Origin of the sequence: Rhizobium sp. 1399 (assembly GCF_031455475.1) — a bacterium.
Taxonomy (GTDB): Bacteria; Pseudomonadota; Alphaproteobacteria; order Rhizobiales; family Rhizobiaceae; genus Rhizobium.
The window spans coordinates 196,024-213,056 of record NZ_JAVDSU010000009.1; the positions used below are offsets into that span (position 1 = coordinate 196,024).

General features: G+C 61.7%; 23 protein-coding genes. 19 read left to right on the forward strand and 4 right to left on the reverse strand.

What is annotated here, in order from left to right:
* Window positions 1-153 precede the first annotated feature (153 nt).
* From J2X71_RS25825 to J2X71_RS25835, 3 genes are all read left to right on the forward strand, one after another.
* Window positions 154-405, forward strand: coding sequence for a hypothetical protein (locus J2X71_RS25825; protein WP_025669550.1), 252 nt, complete (start codon window positions 154-156; stop codon window positions 403-405).
* A 211-nt stretch (window positions 406-616) separates the two neighbouring features.
* A complete protein-coding gene (locus J2X71_RS25830; RefSeq protein ID WP_007816197.1) occupies window positions 617-820 on the forward strand; it encodes a hypothetical protein in 204 nt (67 codons plus the stop codon).
* Window positions 817-1,212 (forward strand): hypothetical protein, encoded by a 396-nt coding sequence (locus tag J2X71_RS25835; RefSeq protein ID WP_310386546.1) that lies wholly within the window; start codon window positions 817-819, stop codon window positions 1,210-1,212. Before J2X71_RS25830 ends, J2X71_RS25835 begins: the two co-directional genes overlap by 4 nt.
* Before the next feature lie 295 nt (window positions 1,213-1,507).
* Here the strand turns inward: J2X71_RS25835 and J2X71_RS25840 are convergent, their stop codons facing one another.
* Window positions 1,508-2,341 carry a hypothetical protein gene (locus J2X71_RS25840; RefSeq protein WP_310386547.1) on the reverse strand — a complete coding sequence of 278 codons (834 nt, stop codon included), beginning with the start codon at window positions 2,339-2,341 and terminating at the stop codon, window positions 1,508-1,510.
* A 195-nt stretch (window positions 2,342-2,536) separates the two neighbouring features.
* Between J2X71_RS25840 and J2X71_RS25845 the strand changes: the two genes are divergently transcribed.
* The 12 genes from J2X71_RS25845 to J2X71_RS25900 all read left to right on the forward strand — a co-directional run bounded on the left by J2X71_RS25845 (window position 2,537) and on the right by J2X71_RS25900 (window position 12,567).
* Window positions 2,537-2,959: a hypothetical protein gene (locus tag J2X71_RS25845; protein WP_310386549.1), complete on the forward strand. Its 423-nt coding sequence runs from the start codon at window positions 2,537-2,539 to the stop codon at window positions 2,957-2,959.
* Window positions 2,917-3,345 (forward strand): hypothetical protein, encoded by a 429-nt coding sequence (locus J2X71_RS25850; RefSeq protein WP_310386551.1) that lies wholly within the window; start codon window positions 2,917-2,919, stop codon window positions 3,343-3,345. Before J2X71_RS25845 ends, J2X71_RS25850 begins: the two co-directional genes overlap by 43 nt.
* Window positions 3,346-3,837: 492 nt before the next feature.
* Complete coding sequence (locus J2X71_RS25855) at window positions 3,838-4,425, forward strand: thioredoxin family protein (protein WP_310386553.1); 588 nt, start codon at window positions 3,838-3,840, stop codon at window positions 4,423-4,425.
* A gap of 108 nt (window positions 4,426-4,533) precedes the next feature.
* On the forward strand, window positions 4,534-6,165 hold the full coding sequence (locus tag J2X71_RS25860) for an FAD-binding protein (RefSeq protein WP_310386555.1): 1,632 nt from the start codon (window positions 4,534-4,536) through the stop codon (window positions 6,163-6,165).
* Window positions 6,162-6,488, forward strand: coding sequence for a ferredoxin family protein (locus J2X71_RS25865; RefSeq protein ID WP_310386558.1), 327 nt, complete (start codon window positions 6,162-6,164; stop codon window positions 6,486-6,488). Before J2X71_RS25860 ends, J2X71_RS25865 begins: the two co-directional genes overlap by 4 nt.
* 13 nt (window positions 6,489-6,501) lie before the next feature.
* On the forward strand, window positions 6,502-7,338 hold the full coding sequence (locus J2X71_RS25870; protein ID WP_310386559.1) for an ABC transporter ATP-binding protein: 837 nt from the start codon (window positions 6,502-6,504) through the stop codon (window positions 7,336-7,338).
* Between the two features lie 16 nt (window positions 7,339-7,354).
* The gene (locus J2X71_RS25875) at window positions 7,355-8,212 is read left to right on the forward strand and encodes an ABC transporter permease (protein ID WP_310386561.1); all 858 of its coding nucleotides are present in this window, start codon (window positions 7,355-7,357) and stop codon (window positions 8,210-8,212) included.
* A gap of 26 nt (window positions 8,213-8,238) precedes the next feature.
* A complete protein-coding gene (locus J2X71_RS25880) occupies window positions 8,239-9,273 on the forward strand; it encodes an aliphatic sulfonate ABC transporter substrate-binding protein (protein WP_310386563.1) in 1,035 nt (344 codons plus the stop codon).
* A 466-nt stretch (window positions 9,274-9,739) separates the two neighbouring features.
* On the forward strand, window positions 9,740-9,937 hold the full coding sequence (locus J2X71_RS25885) for an AraC family transcriptional regulator (protein WP_310386698.1): 198 nt from the start codon (window positions 9,740-9,742) through the stop codon (window positions 9,935-9,937).
* A gap of 236 nt (window positions 9,938-10,173) precedes the next feature.
* Window positions 10,174-10,857: a hypothetical protein gene (locus J2X71_RS38165; RefSeq protein ID WP_405049754.1), complete on the forward strand. Its 684-nt coding sequence runs from the start codon at window positions 10,174-10,176 to the stop codon at window positions 10,855-10,857.
* A gap of 2 nt (window positions 10,858-10,859) precedes the next feature.
* Window positions 10,860-12,086 carry a biotin/lipoyl-binding protein gene (locus J2X71_RS25895; RefSeq protein WP_310386565.1) on the forward strand — a complete coding sequence of 409 codons (1,227 nt, stop codon included), beginning with the start codon at window positions 10,860-10,862 and terminating at the stop codon, window positions 12,084-12,086.
* 166 nt (window positions 12,087-12,252) lie between these two features.
* Complete coding sequence (locus tag J2X71_RS25900; protein WP_310386567.1) at window positions 12,253-12,567, forward strand: hypothetical protein; 315 nt, start codon at window positions 12,253-12,255, stop codon at window positions 12,565-12,567.
* Here the strand turns inward: J2X71_RS25900 and J2X71_RS25905 are convergent.
* Window positions 12,528-13,457: a LysR substrate-binding domain-containing protein gene (locus J2X71_RS25905; protein WP_310386569.1), complete on the reverse strand. Its 930-nt coding sequence runs from the start codon at window positions 13,455-13,457 to the stop codon at window positions 12,528-12,530. The genes J2X71_RS25900 and J2X71_RS25905 overlap by 40 nt on opposite strands.
* A 113-nt stretch (window positions 13,458-13,570) precedes the next feature.
* Between J2X71_RS25905 and J2X71_RS25910 the strand changes: the two genes are divergently transcribed.
* Genes J2X71_RS25910 through J2X71_RS25920 form a run of 3 tightly spaced genes read left to right on the forward strand, consistent with a single transcriptional unit; the run spans window position 13,571 to window position 15,342 of the window.
* Window positions 13,571-14,317: a 3-oxoacyl-ACP reductase family protein gene (locus tag J2X71_RS25910; RefSeq protein WP_310386571.1), complete on the forward strand. Its 747-nt coding sequence runs from the start codon at window positions 13,571-13,573 to the stop codon at window positions 14,315-14,317.
* Between the two features lie 29 nt (window positions 14,318-14,346).
* Window positions 14,347-14,946, forward strand: coding sequence for an NADPH-dependent F420 reductase (locus J2X71_RS25915; RefSeq protein WP_405049755.1), 600 nt, complete (start codon window positions 14,347-14,349; stop codon window positions 14,944-14,946).
* Between the two features lie 12 nt (window positions 14,947-14,958).
* Window positions 14,959-15,342: a limonene-1,2-epoxide hydrolase family protein gene (locus J2X71_RS25920; protein ID WP_310386573.1), complete on the forward strand. Its 384-nt coding sequence runs from the start codon at window positions 14,959-14,961 to the stop codon at window positions 15,340-15,342.
* Window positions 15,343-15,381: 39 nt separating this feature from the next.
* Here the strand turns inward: J2X71_RS25920 and J2X71_RS25925 are convergent, their stop codons facing one another.
* Together J2X71_RS25925 and J2X71_RS25930 are read right to left on the reverse strand one after the other, a co-directional pair.
* Window positions 15,382-16,005, reverse strand: a complete 624-nt coding sequence (locus J2X71_RS25925; RefSeq protein WP_310386575.1) for a LysE family translocator — start codon at window positions 16,003-16,005, stop codon at window positions 15,382-15,384.
* Between the two features lie 243 nt (window positions 16,006-16,248).
* The gene (locus J2X71_RS25930) at window positions 16,249-16,449 is read right to left on the reverse strand and encodes a hypothetical protein (RefSeq protein ID WP_310386577.1); all 201 of its coding nucleotides are present in this window, start codon (window positions 16,447-16,449) and stop codon (window positions 16,249-16,251) included.
* A gap of 178 nt (window positions 16,450-16,627) precedes the next feature.
* Here J2X71_RS25930 and J2X71_RS25935 point away from each other — a divergent pair, with 178 nt between their 5' ends.
* A complete protein-coding gene (locus J2X71_RS25935; protein ID WP_310386579.1) occupies window positions 16,628-16,768 on the forward strand; it encodes a hypothetical protein in 141 nt (46 codons plus the stop codon).
* Window positions 16,769-17,033 lie beyond the last annotated feature (265 nt).

Below are 17,033 nucleotides of genomic sequence, written 5' to 3' on the forward strand. Positions count from 1 at the left end.
CCTTCCGGAAAAGGTCAGATCTTCTGGATGTCAGGTAATTGCCCGCTGGTTGAATGCCGGCCCCGACCGATTCGGCCAGCACGCGCTGTCAACCGCGATTTTCGCTGTCAACCGTTCGCACCCTATCCATGACGCCAAACGAGGAATGGCATCATGGATGAGACCACCCGCAACGAGCTTGATAAACTCCACGGCAGGATCAACGATTTGAAGGAGCGCGTCGTCTCGCTGGAAGCGCAGCAGCCGCATATCAACGCTGCCCTGCTGCGCATCGAAGGCAGCGTCGAAAAGCTCGCAAACCGCATCGGCAAGGCGCTCTGGGCAGTCGTCGCCATCGTGCTGACACCGCTCGCAGGCCTGCTGATCAAGGCGATCGCCTCCGGCGCGCTCGCCCGCTTTCTCTAGAGCAATTCCAACAAAAGTGCCTAGTGGTTTTGTGTCCGGAATTGCGGAAAATAAAGAGAGCAATTCCAGCAAAAGTGCGCAGCGGTTTTGCGTCCGGAATTGCCGGAAAACAAAGAGATAGAGAATTTTCCTGATTCAAATTCTCTGAATTCAGCCTGACAACTCTTCCCAGGCCATCCTGCCGCCATTCATCACCATCAGGGCAGCAGACATGACCCTCGTCTTCATCCGCATTCTCCTGCGTTACCTCGCCGCCGTCCTCGTCACCCGCGGGCTGATCGCACCCGATCTCGGCGAGATGATCTCGCGCGATCCCGATATCGCAATGGCCCTTCAGGTCACCTCGGGCGCGCTCATCGCCGCGCTCGCGGAAGGCTGGTATTACCTCGCCCACAAGTTCGGATGGGCGAAATGAAGTGGCTGGCCGACCTGCTGCTCGGCGGCATCATCGAGAAATTCACCGGCCCGCTGCTCGCTGCCTATCAGGCGAAACTCTCGGCTGAGACCAATCAGCAGAAGCTTGCCGCCGATGAAGCGATCAAGGGCATCGAGGCTGCCCGCGACATCGCCGTTGCAGAAGCCGCCGACCGCTGGAGCGCCACCCGCCTCGGCAGCCTGCTCATCGTCATCCCCTTCGGGCTCTGGTGGGCGGCGATCTACATGGTGCAGATCCTAAATCCCTGGTTCGGCCTCCATCTCGTCGTCGTCGACGTGCCGCCGCGCATCAATGACATGGCGCTGGTGCTGATCCCGGCCATCGTCATCGGCGATGCCGGCGCGCTGCTCGCGCGGCGGCTCAAGAGATAGAACAATTCCAGCAAAAGTGTGCATCGGTTTTGCGTCCGGAATTGCGTGAAAAGAAAGGAGCAATTCCGTGTTTCGAAGAAAACGAAATTGCTCCGGCAGGACACCACCTCAACCATTCCCTGCGATCATCGCCCCATCAAGAGAGCGACGGGTTGGGGGCCGAATTCCTCCGGTGACCTTGCGAAACGCGTTCGGCCGGCGCCAGGCGCTCTCTTGATACCCCCTTTCGGGAAAAGCTCGTAATCACGTGGCAAGTGCCGACAATGGCCGCCTTCGGCCCGAAGCGTTTGAAATTTCACGATGAACCTGAAAGGATACGGATAGCGCGGTCGAATATCTTCTGATCGACATGTCCTGCGCCAGGAATGATTTCCATTCTCCACGCAAGTTGTCCCCCGGATGAGGTCGCAAGTCCCTGGCAAAGCTTAAAATGCCACATGCCGCGTGCAAGGCGATGTGGGCCTTGCGCCATGGCTTTTTCGTCGCGTGGAAGATCAGAAGCTGTTCCATCGCAGTCGCACTCCCCAAGTAAGATGGTCAAGCGTGTGCCGAAATATCGGTTGAGTGCGACGGCATCCAGATCAAGACCACCCATTCCGCTCGGATACGCGACTTCCAGATCGGGCAGCATATAGATTCCACTGTTCGATGCGACCGCCTGGTCGACAAGGACGGCTCCGTTGAGTGCCAGATAACGGAGAACAAACTGGGAGCCTGCTGAGTTGCCGAATAACCCAAAGGTTTCTCGGCGCGATCCCAAGCTGTCTCTGACGTGTTTGAACAGCCTGTCTATAATGCCGAAGGTCCAATGTTCCCGCGGAAGGACCGCAGCGTCAGGGCCATCGGGCCTCACATTTCCATAGTTGTAGGCATATACATCTGGAAACGCCTCCATATCGAATTCAGGAACGAGAACGATCATTTGGTGGAGGTCTGCGGGTTGCGCGAGTACATCTCGAAAATCGGATGCTTTACGGTCAAGTCCGTGCATTCCAACAGCGATACGGGTGTCGGCGGTGATTTTGTCCGGTAGGAAATAGAAAACGCGCAGAGACTGCCGCTTCCCTGCTGCGTGGTCTTTGAACAAAAAAGAGCCAAAGCGATCGCTCGCAGAAAATGTGTCCAACATAACCATCGATCCGTCGTTTAGAACTTTGCTGAAATCACATGAAATTACGGATCAATTACCCTGTTTGCAACGTTCACTTGCGGCGCGAATCTGCCCTTGTGCCTTACCGGCATCTCCCGGCGAATTTCGCAAAAGCCTTCGTTCACCTATGCTTATTCTAGGCCCGCTTCGGTATCAGGAGAGAAGACGTCCACCATGCCTGCCAACCTGTACGAAACCGACAGCACGCTGACCCTGGTCTCTGCCGAGGAACGGCCGGATCTCATCCCCTCCTTCGCCGAGCTGGGTGCGGCCGTCTGGCCGAAATTCATCGGCGGCGACGCGGTCGTCGAAAGAGACTGGGACAACCTGTTTTCGGAGCGCCTGCGCCGTCACCAGTTTCTTATCCTCGACCGGGACGAGCAAGGAAACGAAAAGGTTCTGGCGACATCGAACAGCATTCCCTTTGTCTGGCCCGAGCCCGATGACGACACCTCCCTGCCCGACGAGGGATGGGATGCGGTTCTCACCAGTGGCGTTGAAGCCGCCAGATCCGGACAAAGAACCAACGCCCTCTCTCCGCGCTCGCCATTGTCGTGGCGCCCGACATGCGCGGCTCGGATCTCGCCGAACGCCTGATCGCCAACATGAAGACGAGCGCTAGGCAAAACGGCCTCGAAGCGCTCGTCGCACCCGTGCGGCCGACGAAGAAACCGGCCTATCCGCTGACTTCCTTCGCCGATTACATGGGATGGACGACAGCCAACGGCGCGCCCTTCGATCCCTGGCTGCGCAAACATTGGCAGCTCGGCGCCCGGATCGTGAAAATCGCGCCGTGCTCGATGCGGGTTGAGGCGCCGCTGGCGCAATGGACGGAATGGAGCGGGCTGCGCTTTCCGGTGTCAGGGCCGTATCATGTGGAAGGCGGGCTGGCGCCGTTGATGGCAGATTGCGGTGACGGCATCGGGCTGTACGAGGAGCCGAATGTCTGGATGCGGCATGGGCTGGAGGATTCCGGGCGGTGATGCGGGCCTGACTGTCAGGCATGTCTCCGAACACCTGTCAGGGCCTGAAGTAGAGCCGTTTTGCCGTGTGGCCCCCTCACCCTAACCTTCTCCCGTTGGGTAGAGGGGACGAAGCTCACGACGCCTTCGAGGAGGCGGAAACGGTGCGGCACATCCCTTCTCCCCATCGGGGGTCCGAAGGACGGGTCGAGACCCGTGGCTCGACCCCGGTCAGGTGGCCCGAAGGGTCGGATGAGGGGGCCGCGCGGCACAGCCTGTCCTCATCTCATCAGCGAATATCACCTGATACTCCTATATCATTTCAGGCATCGACGGAAAGGCATACCGAGTCCTCGCCACCATCCCATTCCCACCCTCACCCCAAAAACTTTCCACGATCGTCCCGCATAGCAGAAAGCTATTTCGCTAAAGCGCCATCGAAGCAAATGTCTTCCGGTTCAAACTTCATAAAGTTTATAGATTATATCGTTTTAACCCATCAGGAGGATTTCCATGCCCAAGACAGCGTCCAATCCCATCGAGCTCGGCACCCGCGCCGCGGACTTCATTCTGCCGGATGCCAAGGGCGTGTTGCACAAACTCTCCGATTTCGATGGCACGCCGGCCTTGCTCGTGGCCTTCATTTCCAACCGTTGTCCCTTCGTGCAGCTGATCCGTAATGATCTCGCCGCCTTCGCCAGGGAATATGAGGCAAAGGGCCTGCGCGTCATCGCCATCAACAGCAATGATGCCGAGGCCCATCCGGAAGAAAGCCTTGCCGCCGTCGGCCAGGAAGCCGAGGCGATCGGCTACACCTTCCCCTATCTGAAGGACGAGGCGCAGGCTGTCGCGAAAGCCTACGGCGCGGCCTGCACGCCTGACCTTTTCCTCTTCGATGGCGCCCGCAAGCTCGCCTATCATGGCCAGTTCGACGATGCCCGCCCCGGCAATGGCAAGCCGGTCACCGGCAAGGATCTGCGCGCTGCGGCTGATGCCGTGCTCGCCGGCGCCAAGCCTGCACTCGAGCAGACCCCGTCGATCGGCTGCAATATCAAGTGGACCGCAGGCAATGAGCCCTCCTGGTTCTCCAACGCTGCCTGATGCGGTCCAGCGCGGCAGCCCTGCAGCTGCCGCGCTCTTTTATCGTGACTCTTGGGCGGCAGTCCCTCCGGCTGCCGCGCGCCTTTATCATCACCTAGAGATTTTCCAATGTCGTTGAAGCGTAAGGACCTGGCGGGCAACGGTCCGTTGCATCTGCAGACGGACGTGCTTGTCCTCGGCGGCGGGCCGGCTGGCGCCTGGGCTGCCCTTTCGGCTGCGCAGAATGGCGCCCGCGTCGTGCTTGCCGACAAGGGCTATCTCGGCACCAGCGGCGCAACCGCACCGTCCAACACCGGCACATGGCTGGTCCCGCCGGGTGAAAACCGCGCCCAGATCGTCGAGCGCCGCTGGCAGCGCACCGGAAATATCGCCGACCAGCGCTGGATGCTGCGCACCGTCGACCAGGCCTATGAAAACCTCTTGAGGCTTGCCGAATGGGGCTACCCCTTCCCCGACGATGAAGATGGTAAGCTCTATATCGCCAATCTGCGCGGCCCCGATTACATGGCCTTCATGCGTCGTCGGGTGCTGAAAGCAGGCATCACCGTCCTCGATCACCACCCTGCCCTCGAACTCTATTTCGATGGCGAAGCCGTCACGGGTGCAGCCGGCATTGACCGCCAGCGCGATCGGGAATGGCACGTCGATGCCGGCGCCGTGGTGCTGGCAACCGGCGGCTGCGCCTTCCATGAGCGCATCCTCGGTGCCGCCGCTCTGACCGGCGACGGTCACCTGATGGCGGCGGAAGCCGGCGCCAGCCTCTCGGGCATGGAATTCACCGGCAAATATACGCTCGCCCCCTATGGCTCATCGCTCAACAAGGGCCTGCCCTTCCGCTGGGCCTCCTTCTTCCGCGAGGATGGCACGCCGATCCTCGATAGCGACGGCAACCACCTGCAGAACGGCATCGGCGAGCGCGAAAAGGAAATCGCGAAAGCCATGATCGAAGCGCCCGTCTATGCCGTGCTCGATCAGGCCGAACCTGCCCTGCAGGACTGGCTGCGCCGCGGCCAGCCCAACTGTTTCGTGCCTTATGACCGCACGCCGGTCGATCCTTTCGCTCAGATGTTCCGCGTCACCTTCCGCGCCGAAGGCACGGTACGCGGCACCGGCGGCATTCGCATTGCCACATCCGATTGCGGCACCGATGTGCAAGGCCTCTATGTCGCCGGCGATGCCGCAAGCCGCGAGCCACTCGCGGGCGCCACATCAGGCGGCGGCGGCCCCAACTCCTCCTGGGCGATCGCCAGCGGCTGGTGGTCCGGCCAGGGTGCTGCCGGCCACGCCAAGCGCCGCGGTGACAAGGCCTTCCGCAGCAATTCCAGCCCGCTCGGCCAGGCGGGTCTCCGCCCTGGCGGCACTGTGAAGGACACGCTGACTCCAAAGGATGTCATCGACAGCGTGCGGGCCGAGGTCACACCCCTGGAGAAGAACTATTTCCGCGAGGGCAGCCGCCTGCAGGCCAGCCAGAACAAGCTCGACACCCTCTGGGCCGATGTCAGAAACCATCTCTCCGGCGCCGGCCTCGACAGGCTGAAGGCGCGCGAGGCAGCAGCGATTGCCGCCCACGGCCGCTGGTCACTCGTCTCCGCACTCGCCCGCAAGGAAAGCCGCGGCATGCACCGCCGCTTGGATTTCAAGGGCAATGACCCGGCCCTCGCCCATTCCATCACCGTGCGCGGCGTCGATGACATCGTGGTCTCTTCCGCGCCCGAAGCCCGCCAGGAGATCGCGTCATGATTGAAGTCGTCTCCGAAAGCCGCTGCGTGGAATGCGATATCTGCGTGAAGGTCTGCCCGGCCAATGTCTTCGACGCGACCGATGGCGTTCCGGTCATCGCCCGCCAGGATGACTGCCAGACCTGCTTCCTCTGCGAAATCTACTGTCCGACCGACGCGCTTTATGTCGCCGAGCGCGCCGACGGTCCCCTCGCCATCACCGAAGAGGAAGTGGAGGAGCGCAATCTCTTCGGCAGCTATTCCCGCGCGCTAGGCTGGAAGCGCGGCAAACCGGGCGGATCACAATTCGATCCCACCCATCGCATCCGCGTCGCGCAAGTATGAATTGGAGAAGCTCATGGACCGCATCACCGTCACCGATGTCCGCAAGACCTTCCAGCTGAAGCCCGGCCAGTCGGTGCTGATCGACGGTCGCCCCTCAGACCGCGTCACGGTCTTGAACGGCATCGATCTCACGATCCGTAAGGGCGAGTTCATCACGCTGGTCGGCCCGAGCGGCAGCGGTAAGTCCGTCCTGCTCGATATTATCGGCGGCCTCACCGAAGCCTCCGATGGCATCGTCCGGATCGATGGCAAGCACATCGTCAAGCCGGACCCGAAGACCGGCTATGTCTTCCAGCAATATGCGCTGTTTCCCTGGCGCACCGCTCTCGCCAATATCGAATATGCGCTCGAGGTCCACGGCGTTCCCAAGCGCGAGCGCACCGAAAAGGCCCGCTACTTCCTCTCCCTCTTCGGCCTCTCCGGCTTCGAGGATCGTTTTCCGAACCAGCTCTCGGGCGGCATGCAGCAGCGCGTGGCGATCGCCCGCGCGCTTGCGACCGATCCCGAAGTCCTGCTGATGGACGAGCCCTTCGCGGCCCTCGACGCTCAGACCCGCGAGATCCTGCAGACCGAGCTCCTGCGCATCTGGGAAAAGATCAACACGACCGTCGTCTTCGTCACCCATTCGATCGACGAGGCGATCTACCTCGCCGACCGTATCGTCGTCATGACGGCGCGACCCGGCACGGTGAAGGAAATCATCGATATCGACCTGCCGCGCCCGCGCGATGGCGATATCCGCGCCAGCGCCGAGTTCAACGCCCATCGCGGCCGCGTCTGGGAAGCCCTTAGGGACGAAGTGAACAAGGCGCAGAAAGACTGGGCGCTTTCGCCGGCTTACGCCCACTGAAACCGGGAGAACTCTTATGGCCTATGTAACCGACAAGACCGTCCTCGGCGCCGAGCTTTCTCCCGCCCGGTCGAAGCGCACCACCCCGCGCGCCAGGCGCCGCATCGAATTCGGCGCCGCCACCTATGGCCTGCCGCTGATGGTGGTCTTCTTCGGCCTCTGGGAAATCGCGCCGCGCCTCGGCTGGCTGAACCGCATTTTCTTCCCGCCGCTCAGCGAAGTGCTGGAAGCCTGGTACGCGATGCTGCTCGACGGCACGCTCTCTGCCAATATCGGCATCAGCCTGCAGCGCGCCGCCATCGGCTTCCTGCTCGCCGTCGTCGTCGCCGTGCCGCTTGGCTTCCTCATGGGGCGCTATACGCTGTTCGAAAAGGTCTCCGACCTGCTCGTCCAGACGCTGCGCAACACCTCGCAATTCGCCCTTCTGCCGGTCTTCATCCTGCTGCTTGGTATCGGCGAGGCCTCGAAGATCGCCATCTGCTTCTATTCGTCGGTCTTCTTCCTGCTGATCAACACGATCTCGGGTGTCAAATCCGTCGATCCGCTGCTCTTGAAAGCCGCCCGCTCCATGGGCACGTCCGATCTCGACATGTTCCGCAAGGTCATACTGCCGGCGAGCATTCCCTCGATCGTCTCGGGCATGCGTCTTGCCGTCAAATCCTCGATCTTCGCCGTCATCGGCGCCGAAATGCTCGCCGCCAAATCCGGCCTCGGATTCCTGATCCAGCAATCGCAGCTGATGATGGAAACGGCCGACATGTATGCCGGCATCATCACCATGACTGCTATCGGCCTGCTCGTGAACTACCTGCTCGTCTGGTTCGAGCGCTGGGCCACTGCCTGGAAGGGCAGCTCCGAAATCTCTCACAACTGAATTCAACGTTTCTCAAGGGACATCACATGACACGCTTCAACCCATCCATCCTGCGCCGCACGCTGCTATCAGGCCTTGCGGCCCTCGCGCTCGGCAGCGCCGCGCCCACCGGTCCGGCATCCGCGGAAGACAAGCCCGAAATCATCCGTATCGGCAGCACGGCCCCCGGCCACCTGAAATTCATCCTCGAGCGCCATAGCGGCTCGCTCGCCAAGGAATTCGAAAAGGATGGCATCAAGGTCGAGTTCATCGCCTTCACCAATGGCGGCTCGGAAGCCACCACCGCGCTTGCCACGGGTGCCGTCGAGTTCATCTATACCGGCAACAACCCGGCGCTGCGCGTCGCCGCTGCGGGCGCGGATGTGAAGGCAATCGGCCTGTCTAGCTATGTGAAGGCCAACGGCTCGGCGATCATCGTCAAGACGGATTCCCCGATCAAGTCACTCGCCGATCTCAAGGGCAAGAAGGTTGCCTATCTCGCCGGCACGGTGCGCCACTCCACCTTCGCCAAGGCCCTGAAGTCCGTTAGCCTGTCGTTGACCGATGTCGAATCCCTCAACCTCGCCTTCGATGCGTCCGGCCCGGCGCTGGTGCGCGGTGATGTCGATGCCGTCGTCGAAAGCGGCGATGTCGCCGCCAAGCTGGTCGAAACCGGCCAAGCCCGCGTCATCCTCGATGCCTCCTCGCATCCGGAATGGTCGGCCCCCTTCGTCATCTCCGCCAATGGCGATTTCGTCCGCAAATATCCTGACCTCGTCAAGCGCCTGCTCAAGGTCGACATCGAAACCGCCCGCTGGGCCGATGCCCATCCGGAAGACACGATCAAGATCTTCGTCGACGAAACCAAGTCCTCGGAAAAGTCGGTCCGCGAAACCTACAAGGACAACGTCTTCTACCAGGACCCGAAGATCACCCCGGAAGCACTCGCCTCGCTGAAGAGCGAGGAGCAGTTCATGGCCGACGCCAAGCTCTTGAAGGGCTCCGTCGACTACGACAAGTGGATCGACACCAGCTTCCTCGACGCCGCCTACAAGGAAGTCGACGCCAAGAAGTCGAACTGATCGGTAAGGCAGCTCGCCCCCTCACCCTCCGTCATGCCCGGGTCTGGCCCTGATATCTGCAACGGCAGACATCAGGGACAACCGCGAATTTTACTTCACACCAAAAAGATGCGGCTGAAAGCATACCTGGATGCAAGAACCTGAAATCAAGCGAATAAGTGAGATGACATATTTAAGCCGTTGCGGATCTCAGCGGATTGGCGTCTCTGGCGTCGCCTGCAACTGATCTGGCATGATGCGCCGGCTACCTTACGTTCTATGCAACGAGCAAAAAGGTGCATCATGAACAGCAAATCCCAACCCACGGCTTTAGTCACTGGCGCGTCATCCGGCATGGGAAAAACCATCGCCGGACGCGCAATCCTCGCTGCCCGATCAGGTGAAGATCCTGATCAAGCGCCGCATCGCCAGCGGCAAGCCCGATATTGCCTATGTGGCCCGCGAAATGGGGATGAGCTAACGGACCCTGCAGCAACGGATCACCGAACAGGGCACAAGCTATCGCGGCCTGCTGGACGATGCGCGGCGGGAGCCCAGTCGCCATTTGCTGTCCGACGGGCAGAACGGCATCGAGGAGATCGCATTTCTGCTGGGCTTTCAGGATACCAGTTCGTTCTATCGGGCCTTCCGCGCATGGGAGGGGCTTACCCCGGCAGAGTGGTGAGATCTTCCCTGAAATTGTTTATCCAGCGCCACTCCACGATCGCGATTCAGCATGGCGAAAACCCGGTTCTCATCTGCCGAATACCGATAGAGGTCGTCTCCGCTTCCTTATCCTTGTCACACTCCGCCTGCAGCCCCGAATTTACGTCCCCTAGTTACTGTTACGTACTTTCGTGTTGCGCACAAACAGCCTAGACTTCAGGCCATACTAAAATGCCGTCCGGGGGGAACATTGGCATGAGGAATCAAAGCAAGACGACAAGGCCGCAGAGCCGCCACTGGACCGCCATCGGCCTGACCGTTGCGGCAGCAGCAACTCTGGCCGCGCAATCCGCATCAGCAGCCGATGACGCCGCGACCCAAGCCTATCACACCGCCCTCACCAACCACGTTCCCGGCTTCATCACCGCGCCCGGCCAGACCGACTATCTCTTCGTCCTCGTCATCGTGCTGATCCTGGTGATGATCCTTGCCATCGGCAATTTCTACTTCCAGCTCCATGCCGTTCCCGAGCGCATAGCGCACCGGGCCAACAAGGCGCAGCTGGAGATCGTCGCCGTGCTGGCGCTTATCTCGCTCTTCACCCACAATCACCTTTACTGGATCATCGGCCTGCTCTTGGCGATGATCCGCATTCCCGATTTTTCGACGCCGCTCTATTCGATCGCCCGATCGATCGCGAGGCTCGCCAGCCGGGATCCCGAAGCCGCCATCACCGCTGCAGCTCCCAATCATACAGCTCCCAATCACGCGGCTACGAGTCATGCAATCTCCACTGCAGCCGCCCCGCCTCCCGTGGCCAATCCTCCAGCCACCCACGCCCCTGTCGCCGGCGCACCGATCGCGCCGGTCCCGGCCGCCGCTCATCCGCAGCCCGTTCAGCCGGCCGTCAAGCCCGGCGCACAGGAAGAGGGTATCTGACCATGCTGGAACTCATGCTCTGCTCGATGCTGACCATCTTCCCGGACTATCTCTACCGCCGCTATGTGCAGGGCAAGCGCATTGGCCGCGAGATCACGCTCTATAGCATGTGGTACGAGCTGCGCTGGGGGATCTCGGCCTGCCTCATGCTGACCATCTCGCTGATCACCATGATCTTCTATTTCCACCCCTCGACGAAAACCGTTACCGCCGTCTTCCGCACCGTCACCATCCTGCCGGAGGCCTCCGGCCGCGTCGATGAAGTCTTTGTCGGCGTCAACCAGAAGGTCGCCGCCGGCGCACCGCTCTTCAAGCTGGACGATTCCGCCCAGAAGGCGGCACTCGACGTGGCGCAGAAGCAGATCGCCGAAGTGGAAGCCGAAACCCAGGTGGCGCAGTCAGAGCTTGCCAGCGCCGACGGCCAGATCAAGCAGGCCGAAGGCGCCCTGCAGGTCTCGATCGACGAATTGCAGATGAAAACGCAGCTCCTGAAGAACGATGCGGTCGCCCGCCGCGAGGTGGACCGGCTCACCAATACGGTCGAAAGCCAGCGCGGCATGGTGAGTGCCACCTATGCCAACAAGGAGACGCTGCAGACCAAGCTCGCCATTCTCCTGCCGGCACAGAAGGCCAGTGCCGAGGCCGCGCTTGCCGCAGCACAGGTCGAGCTCGACAAGACGCTGGTCAAGGCCGGGGTCTCCGGCACCGTGCAGCAGTTCACGCTGCGCCGCGGCGATGTGCTGAACACCATGCTGCGCCCGGCCGGCATCCTGGTGCCTGAGGAGGCCGGCCGCGGCACGCTGATTGCCGGCTTCGGCCAGATCGAGGCGCAGGTCATCAAGCCCGGCATGGTGGCCGAAGCCACCTGCATCGGCAAACCCTTCTCCATCATCCCCCTCGTCGTCACCGAGGTGCAGGATGTCATCGCCGCCGGCCAGTTGCGCCCGACCGACCAGCTGATCGATGTCCAGCAGCTGGCAAGACCGGGCACGCTTACCGTCTTCCTGCAGCCGCTCTTCCCCGGCGGCCTCGATGACGTGCCGCCCGGCAGCAACTGCATCGCCAATGCCTATACGAACAACCACGATGCGCTGGCCGACCCCAATATCGGCACGCTGAAATGGATAGGCTTGCATGTCATCGATACGGTCGGCGTGGTGCACGCCATGATCCTGCGCATGCAGGCCCTGCTGCTGCCTGTTCAGACGCTGGTGCTGACGGGGCATTGAGGAAATCGTTGGAGTTTGCTCCGCCAACGCCTCTTCCGTCATGCTCGGGCCTGTCCCCGATATCTGCCGTGCGCAATATCAAGCACAAGGCCGGACGCCCCGGCCTTGCTAACTACCGCCCGTCCAGCCACCTATGGGGCGAACTCGCGCCTCATCCGAGACACTCATGCACCCTGCAGCCCTCGACTTCACCCACGCGCTTGCCCTTATTCCCGAGGGCTACAGCGAAGGCAGCTTCGAGGCTGGCCGCTGGGGCGCCACCGTCAAGCGCTCGCCGGATGGCAAGCGCATCTGGCTCTATGCCGAGGATCTCGCTGGAACTGATATCGTCAGCTTCAACCTCTATCTCTTGGAGGCAAGCGGCAGCACGCTGAAACCTTGCGAAATGTCGTCCGAGAAGGTGATCGCCTTCGTGCTCGGCTACCAGCCCGACAAGCAGGATCAACCCAAGCTGCCGGCGAAACGCTCTGCAAGCCGCTGACGCTGAAAACCCTCGATGACGAAATCGATGAACACCCGCGTCTTGAGCGGCAGCAGCGTCCTGTTAGCGTAATAGATCGAGATCGGCCCGATATCGACATACCAGGAAGGCACGAGCCGGATCAATTCGCCGCTGTCGAGATGGGCAAGCGCATCGGGCTTGGAAAGCAGCGTCACTCCGAGCCCGAGAAGGGCCGCACCGCGCATGGCGGCAGGGTCGTTGACGACGATCTTTGGCGTGAGATCGACAGGCTGCTCCTCTCCCGCCGCGTTACGCATCTGCCGTTGCGGAATGCGCCCGGTATTGATTGATTTCATGACGATGCCGTCGAGCCCCGCAAGCCCGGCCGGAGCGACAGGCGGCACGCGGCCCTGCATATAGGCGGGTGACGCCACCGCCACGAGATGGGCGGGCGCCAGCGGCCGCGCCACCACGCCCGAGGCAAGCTCGAAGCCGCCGCCGATTGCCGCATCGTAACCCTCCCCGATCAGATCCACCTGCCGGTTCTCGAACATCCATTCCGGCCGCACCAGCGGATAGCGTTTCATGAATTCAGGCAGCATGGGCAGCACGTAATCGATGCCGAAGGCCGGGCTGAGGCTGACTTTCAGGATGCCGGCCGGCTCCGCCTGCTCGTTGGAAATCTCGGCAATCGCCCCCTGCAAGCCCTCGAGCGGATCGCGCACCGACAGCAGGAAACGCTCGCCCGCCTCCGTCAGCGTCAGGCTGCGGGTGCTGCGGTGAAAAAGCCGGAGTTTCAGATTGGCCTCGAGCGCTGCGACATTGCGGCTCACCGCCGCCGGCGTTAGCCCGAGGCGTCGTGCAGCCCCCGAAAAGCTGCCGAGCTCGGCGCTACGCACGAAGGATTCCAGGCTAGCCAGACTTTCCATTGCTCATCACCTTCAAGGAACACTTGAAACTGATAGCGCACATTACTGGCTAATCAAAGGGGAATGGCAGTGCGATATTGGCTCCATCGAAACGAAATCGAAGGACCACCGAAATGACAGTCAACACGCTGAAAGAAAAGACCGCCCTCGTCACCGGCGGCTCCCGCTCCATCGGCGCGGCCATCGCCAGGCGGCTTGCCGCAGACGGCGCATCCGTGGCGCTGACCTACAGCGCCTCGCCGGAAAAGGCCGCCGCCGTGGTGCGCGAGATCGAGGCATCAGGCGGTCGCGCCATCGCCATCCAGGCCGACGCCGGCAATCCCGAAGCCGTGCGCGCCGCCGTCGCCAGGACGCAAGAGGCCTTCGGCTCGCTCGATATCCTCGTCAACAATGCCGGCATCGCCATCAACGGCCCGATCGAGGACATCAAGTTCGAGGATTACGAGCGCATGATCGCCGTCAATGTAACAGGCGTCTTCGTCGCCACTCAGGAGGCCGCCCGCCGCATGAAATCCGGCGGCCGCATCATCCATATCGGCTCATCCATGGTGCAATACGCCGCCTTCCCGACCGCCTCGCTGTATACGCTGACAAAGGGCGCCATCTCCGGTTTCAACCGCAGCCTCGCCCGCGATCTCGGGCCGAAGGGCATCACCGTCAACACCGTCCATCCCGGCCCCACCGATACCGACATGAACCCGGATGGCGGCCCGATCTCCGAGATCGTCGGTCCCGGTATCGCGGTTGGCCGCTACGGCAAGGACTACGAGATCGCCGGCCTCGTAGCCTATCTCGCCAGCCCCGAGGCAGCCTTCGTCACCGGCGCAGACATCCTCGCCGACGGCGGCTTCACAGCCTGATTTCAACACCAAACGAAAGGATCACTGTCATGTCCATCGGTATCATCGGCGCAGGCAATATCGGCGCCGCCTTCGCCCGGGCGCTGGCCCGCAACGGCATCTCCGCCACCATCGCCAACAGCCGCGGCCCGCAGACGCTGAGCGAACTCACCGCCGAGCTTGCCCCGCACATCACCGCCGGAACGATCGAACAGGCCGCCAAGGCCGATATCGTCTTGATCGCCGTACCCTGGTCGAAGCTACCGGCAGCGCTATCAGGCCTGCCGGATTGGGCCGGCCGCATCGTCATCGACGCCAATAACCCGATTGAGGCGCCGCTCTTCAAGCCGGCCGAACTGAATGGAAGGCTGTCGAGCCAGATCGTCGCCGATCTCGTGCCGGGTGCGCGCCTCGTCAAGGCTTTCAACCACCTCTATGCAAACCTCGTCTCCGGCGATCCCAAGGCCGAAGGCGGCAGCCGCGTGCTCTTCTATTCGGGAGACGATGCGCAGGCCAAGGCAGAGGTGGCTGACATCATCACCCGCCTCGGCTTTGCCGGCGTCGATCTCGGCCCGCTCAAGGTGGGCGGCGCCCTGACGCAATTCCCCGGCGGCCCGCTGCCGGCGCTGAACCTCGTCAAGTTCGGCTGAAGGAGGCCCGCCATGTCACCTCTCGAAACCGCGCAAACCTTCTTCGCCCACTGGAGCGCCAACCGCATCGACGAAGCCGTCGCCATGCTGAGCGATGATGTGCTCTACGACAACGTGCCTCTGCCCGATATCGTGGGTCGCGAAAACGTCCGGAAGTTCCAGGCCGATTTCGGCATCGGCACCGTCTTCAAGGTGGATTGGCAGGTCACCGAAATCGCCGTCTCCGGCAATGTCGTGCTGAACGAGCGCATCGATGTCTTCACCCACGAAAGCGGCGGCCACATTACTTTGCCGGTCATGGGAACGCTGACGGTGGAGGATGGCAAGATCACCGTCTGGCGCGACTATTTCGATCTTACGAGCTTCGAGCGGCAGTTGGCCGCAATCAAGCGGTAGCAACTCTAACCCCAGCTATGTCAGTGGCTGGGGCACCGCTCACTGTTGCTGAAACGCCAGCCGCACGCCAAGCGCCATATAGATCGAGCCGATGACCTTACCCTGCCAGCGGCCGATCGTCCGGTTCCTATTGAGCCAGCCGCGCACCAAGCCGGCGCCGATCGCGAGCGCCGAGGTTACACAAATGCTGAATGCCACGAAGATGATGCCGAGCAGCGCGAATTGCCCGATCACCGAACCGCTTTCGGGATGGATGAACTGCGGCAGGAAGGCAAGGAAGAACAGCGCCGTCTTCGGGTTCAGGATTTCCGTGAATATCCCCTGCCGGAAAGCCTTGCCGGGGCTGATCTCTGGGGCCGCCGCCATATCGAGATTGCCGGACTTTTCGATAAAGGCGCGGTATCCGAGGTAGATGAGATAGGCTACGCCGATATATTTGACCACCTCGAAGGCGAGCGCCGAAGTCGCAAGCAGGGCCGAAAGACCAAAGGTCGCCATGGTGGAATGGATGAGATCGCCGGCAGCAATGCCAAGCCCCGTTGCGATGCCGGCCCGCCGACCGCCGCTCACCGATCGAGCGAGAACCAGCAGTGTCGCCGGCCCGGGAATCACCATCAGCCCGAGCACGACAAGAACGTAAGTCGTCAAAACAGCGATACTCATCTTCGATTTCCGTTGATTGAAATACCCGCGTTCAAATTAACGGCTTCGGCCGCCGGTGCAATATTCGAAAAGTTTACGCCGCGACAGCTGCCGGGATCCCTATCCCGCGAAAAACGCCTTGCGCCGCGCAGCGAATAAGCGCAGGATTCCAATTGCTGGCAGCCACTTCAAGGGCGCTGCCGGTTCGGGCGTTAGCCCTGGCCCCAACGAAAGGAGGACACGATGTCTTCCGACTTTTATCCGTCAAGCCTGTCGCGCAATCTCATCCGAACGGGCGCGTTCGCCTACCGCGAGAATGTGGCGCTCGGCATTCTTAATCGTGCCGAAGATGCCGCCGGCGAACAGCAGGACGATCGCTTCGAATCCGCCAGCAGTTTCGTGGCTTTTCCCGATTTCAGCCGTGGGCCGCAGGCCGGCCGGGGGATGAATGCGCTGCGCATTCATTCATCTCGGCATTCCCCAAGGCAACCCCAAGGGCAATCGCGTCTTTCCACATCGGCAGCCTCTGACGAGCGTCCCGGCATCGGGCCCCTGCCCCTTTGATGCTGCAGCGACCGCGCCGCCAGCCGGCGGCTGGCCGCAATACCTGATCTGTCCCGCATCACCACACAAGGAGGAAACCATGGCGAAAGGCCAAGTCCGCAGCAACCGCGAAGTCCGAAAACCGAAGAAAGACCGCTCTGCCACGCCTGCACCTGCTGCCGCACCCGGCACGCAGGTCAAGATGGCAAGCAGCACCACGGGCAGCGACAAGAAGAAATAACGCCCGCTCCGGCGCGACGGCCGCTCGGCTGTCCCGCCCATCGTCAAGGATAGCAATATGACCACCGACAAACGCGCAGCGGAAAATCTCTTCCGTCCGCCGCAACCCGAAAAAGCCTCCGACGCCGGAAAGCTCCAGGATGTACGCAAGCGACTGCAGCAGAGACAGCGCGAACAACGGCAGGATGAACGCCGCCAACGCGCGATAACGCGGTCGACCCTACCCGCCGTTTCATCCTGAAATCGTCGACCCAGGAAGACTCTGA

Coding starts and splice junctions, on each gene's coding strand:
- J2X71_RS25880 (WP_310386563.1), top strand. CDS start 8,239: ATGACACGCTTCAACCCATCCATCCTGCGCCGCACGCTGCTATCAGGC.
- J2X71_RS25860 (WP_310386555.1), top strand. CDS start 4,534: ATGTCGTTGAAGCGTAAGGACCTGGCGGGCAACGGTCCGTTGCATCTG.
- J2X71_RS25915 (WP_405049755.1), top strand. CDS start 14,347: ATGTCCATCGGTATCATCGGCGCAGGCAATATCGGCGCCGCCTTCGCC.
- J2X71_RS25870 (WP_310386559.1), top strand. CDS start 6,502: ATGGACCGCATCACCGTCACCGATGTCCGCAAGACCTTCCAGCTGAAG.
- J2X71_RS25925 (WP_310386575.1), bottom strand. CDS start 16,005: ATGAGTATCGCTGTTTTGACGACTTACGTTCTTGTCGTGCTCGGGCTG.
- J2X71_RS25895 (WP_310386565.1), top strand. CDS start 10,860: ATGCTGGAACTCATGCTCTGCTCGATGCTGACCATCTTCCCGGACTAT.
- J2X71_RS25930 (WP_310386577.1), bottom strand. CDS start 16,449: ATGAATGCGCAGCGCATTCATCCCCCGGCCGGCCTGCGGCCCACGGCT.
- J2X71_RS25825 (WP_025669550.1), top strand. CDS start 154: ATGGATGAGACCACCCGCAACGAGCTTGATAAACTCCACGGCAGGATC.
- J2X71_RS38165 (WP_405049754.1), top strand. CDS start 10,174: ATGAGGAATCAAAGCAAGACGACAAGGCCGCAGAGCCGCCACTGGACC.
- J2X71_RS25845 (WP_310386549.1), top strand. CDS start 2,537: ATGCCTGCCAACCTGTACGAAACCGACAGCACGCTGACCCTGGTCTCT.
- J2X71_RS25905 (WP_310386569.1), bottom strand. CDS start 13,457: ATGGAAAGTCTGGCTAGCCTGGAATCCTTCGTGCGTAGCGCCGAGCTC.
- J2X71_RS25920 (WP_310386573.1), top strand. CDS start 14,959: ATGTCACCTCTCGAAACCGCGCAAACCTTCTTCGCCCACTGGAGCGCC.
- J2X71_RS25875 (WP_310386561.1), top strand. CDS start 7,355: ATGGCCTATGTAACCGACAAGACCGTCCTCGGCGCCGAGCTTTCTCCC.
- J2X71_RS25830 (WP_007816197.1), top strand. CDS start 617: ATGACCCTCGTCTTCATCCGCATTCTCCTGCGTTACCTCGCCGCCGTC.
- J2X71_RS25935 (WP_310386579.1), top strand. CDS start 16,628: ATGGCGAAAGGCCAAGTCCGCAGCAACCGCGAAGTCCGAAAACCGAAG.
- J2X71_RS25855 (WP_310386553.1), top strand. CDS start 3,838: ATGCCCAAGACAGCGTCCAATCCCATCGAGCTCGGCACCCGCGCCGCG.
- J2X71_RS25835 (WP_310386546.1), top strand. CDS start 817: ATGAAGTGGCTGGCCGACCTGCTGCTCGGCGGCATCATCGAGAAATTC.
- J2X71_RS25900 (WP_310386567.1), top strand. CDS start 12,253: ATGCACCCTGCAGCCCTCGACTTCACCCACGCGCTTGCCCTTATTCCC.
- J2X71_RS25910 (WP_310386571.1), top strand. CDS start 13,571: ATGACAGTCAACACGCTGAAAGAAAAGACCGCCCTCGTCACCGGCGGC.
- J2X71_RS25840 (WP_310386547.1), bottom strand. CDS start 2,341: ATGTTGGACACATTTTCTGCGAGCGATCGCTTTGGCTCTTTTTTGTTC.
- J2X71_RS25865 (WP_310386558.1), top strand. CDS start 6,162: ATGATTGAAGTCGTCTCCGAAAGCCGCTGCGTGGAATGCGATATCTGC.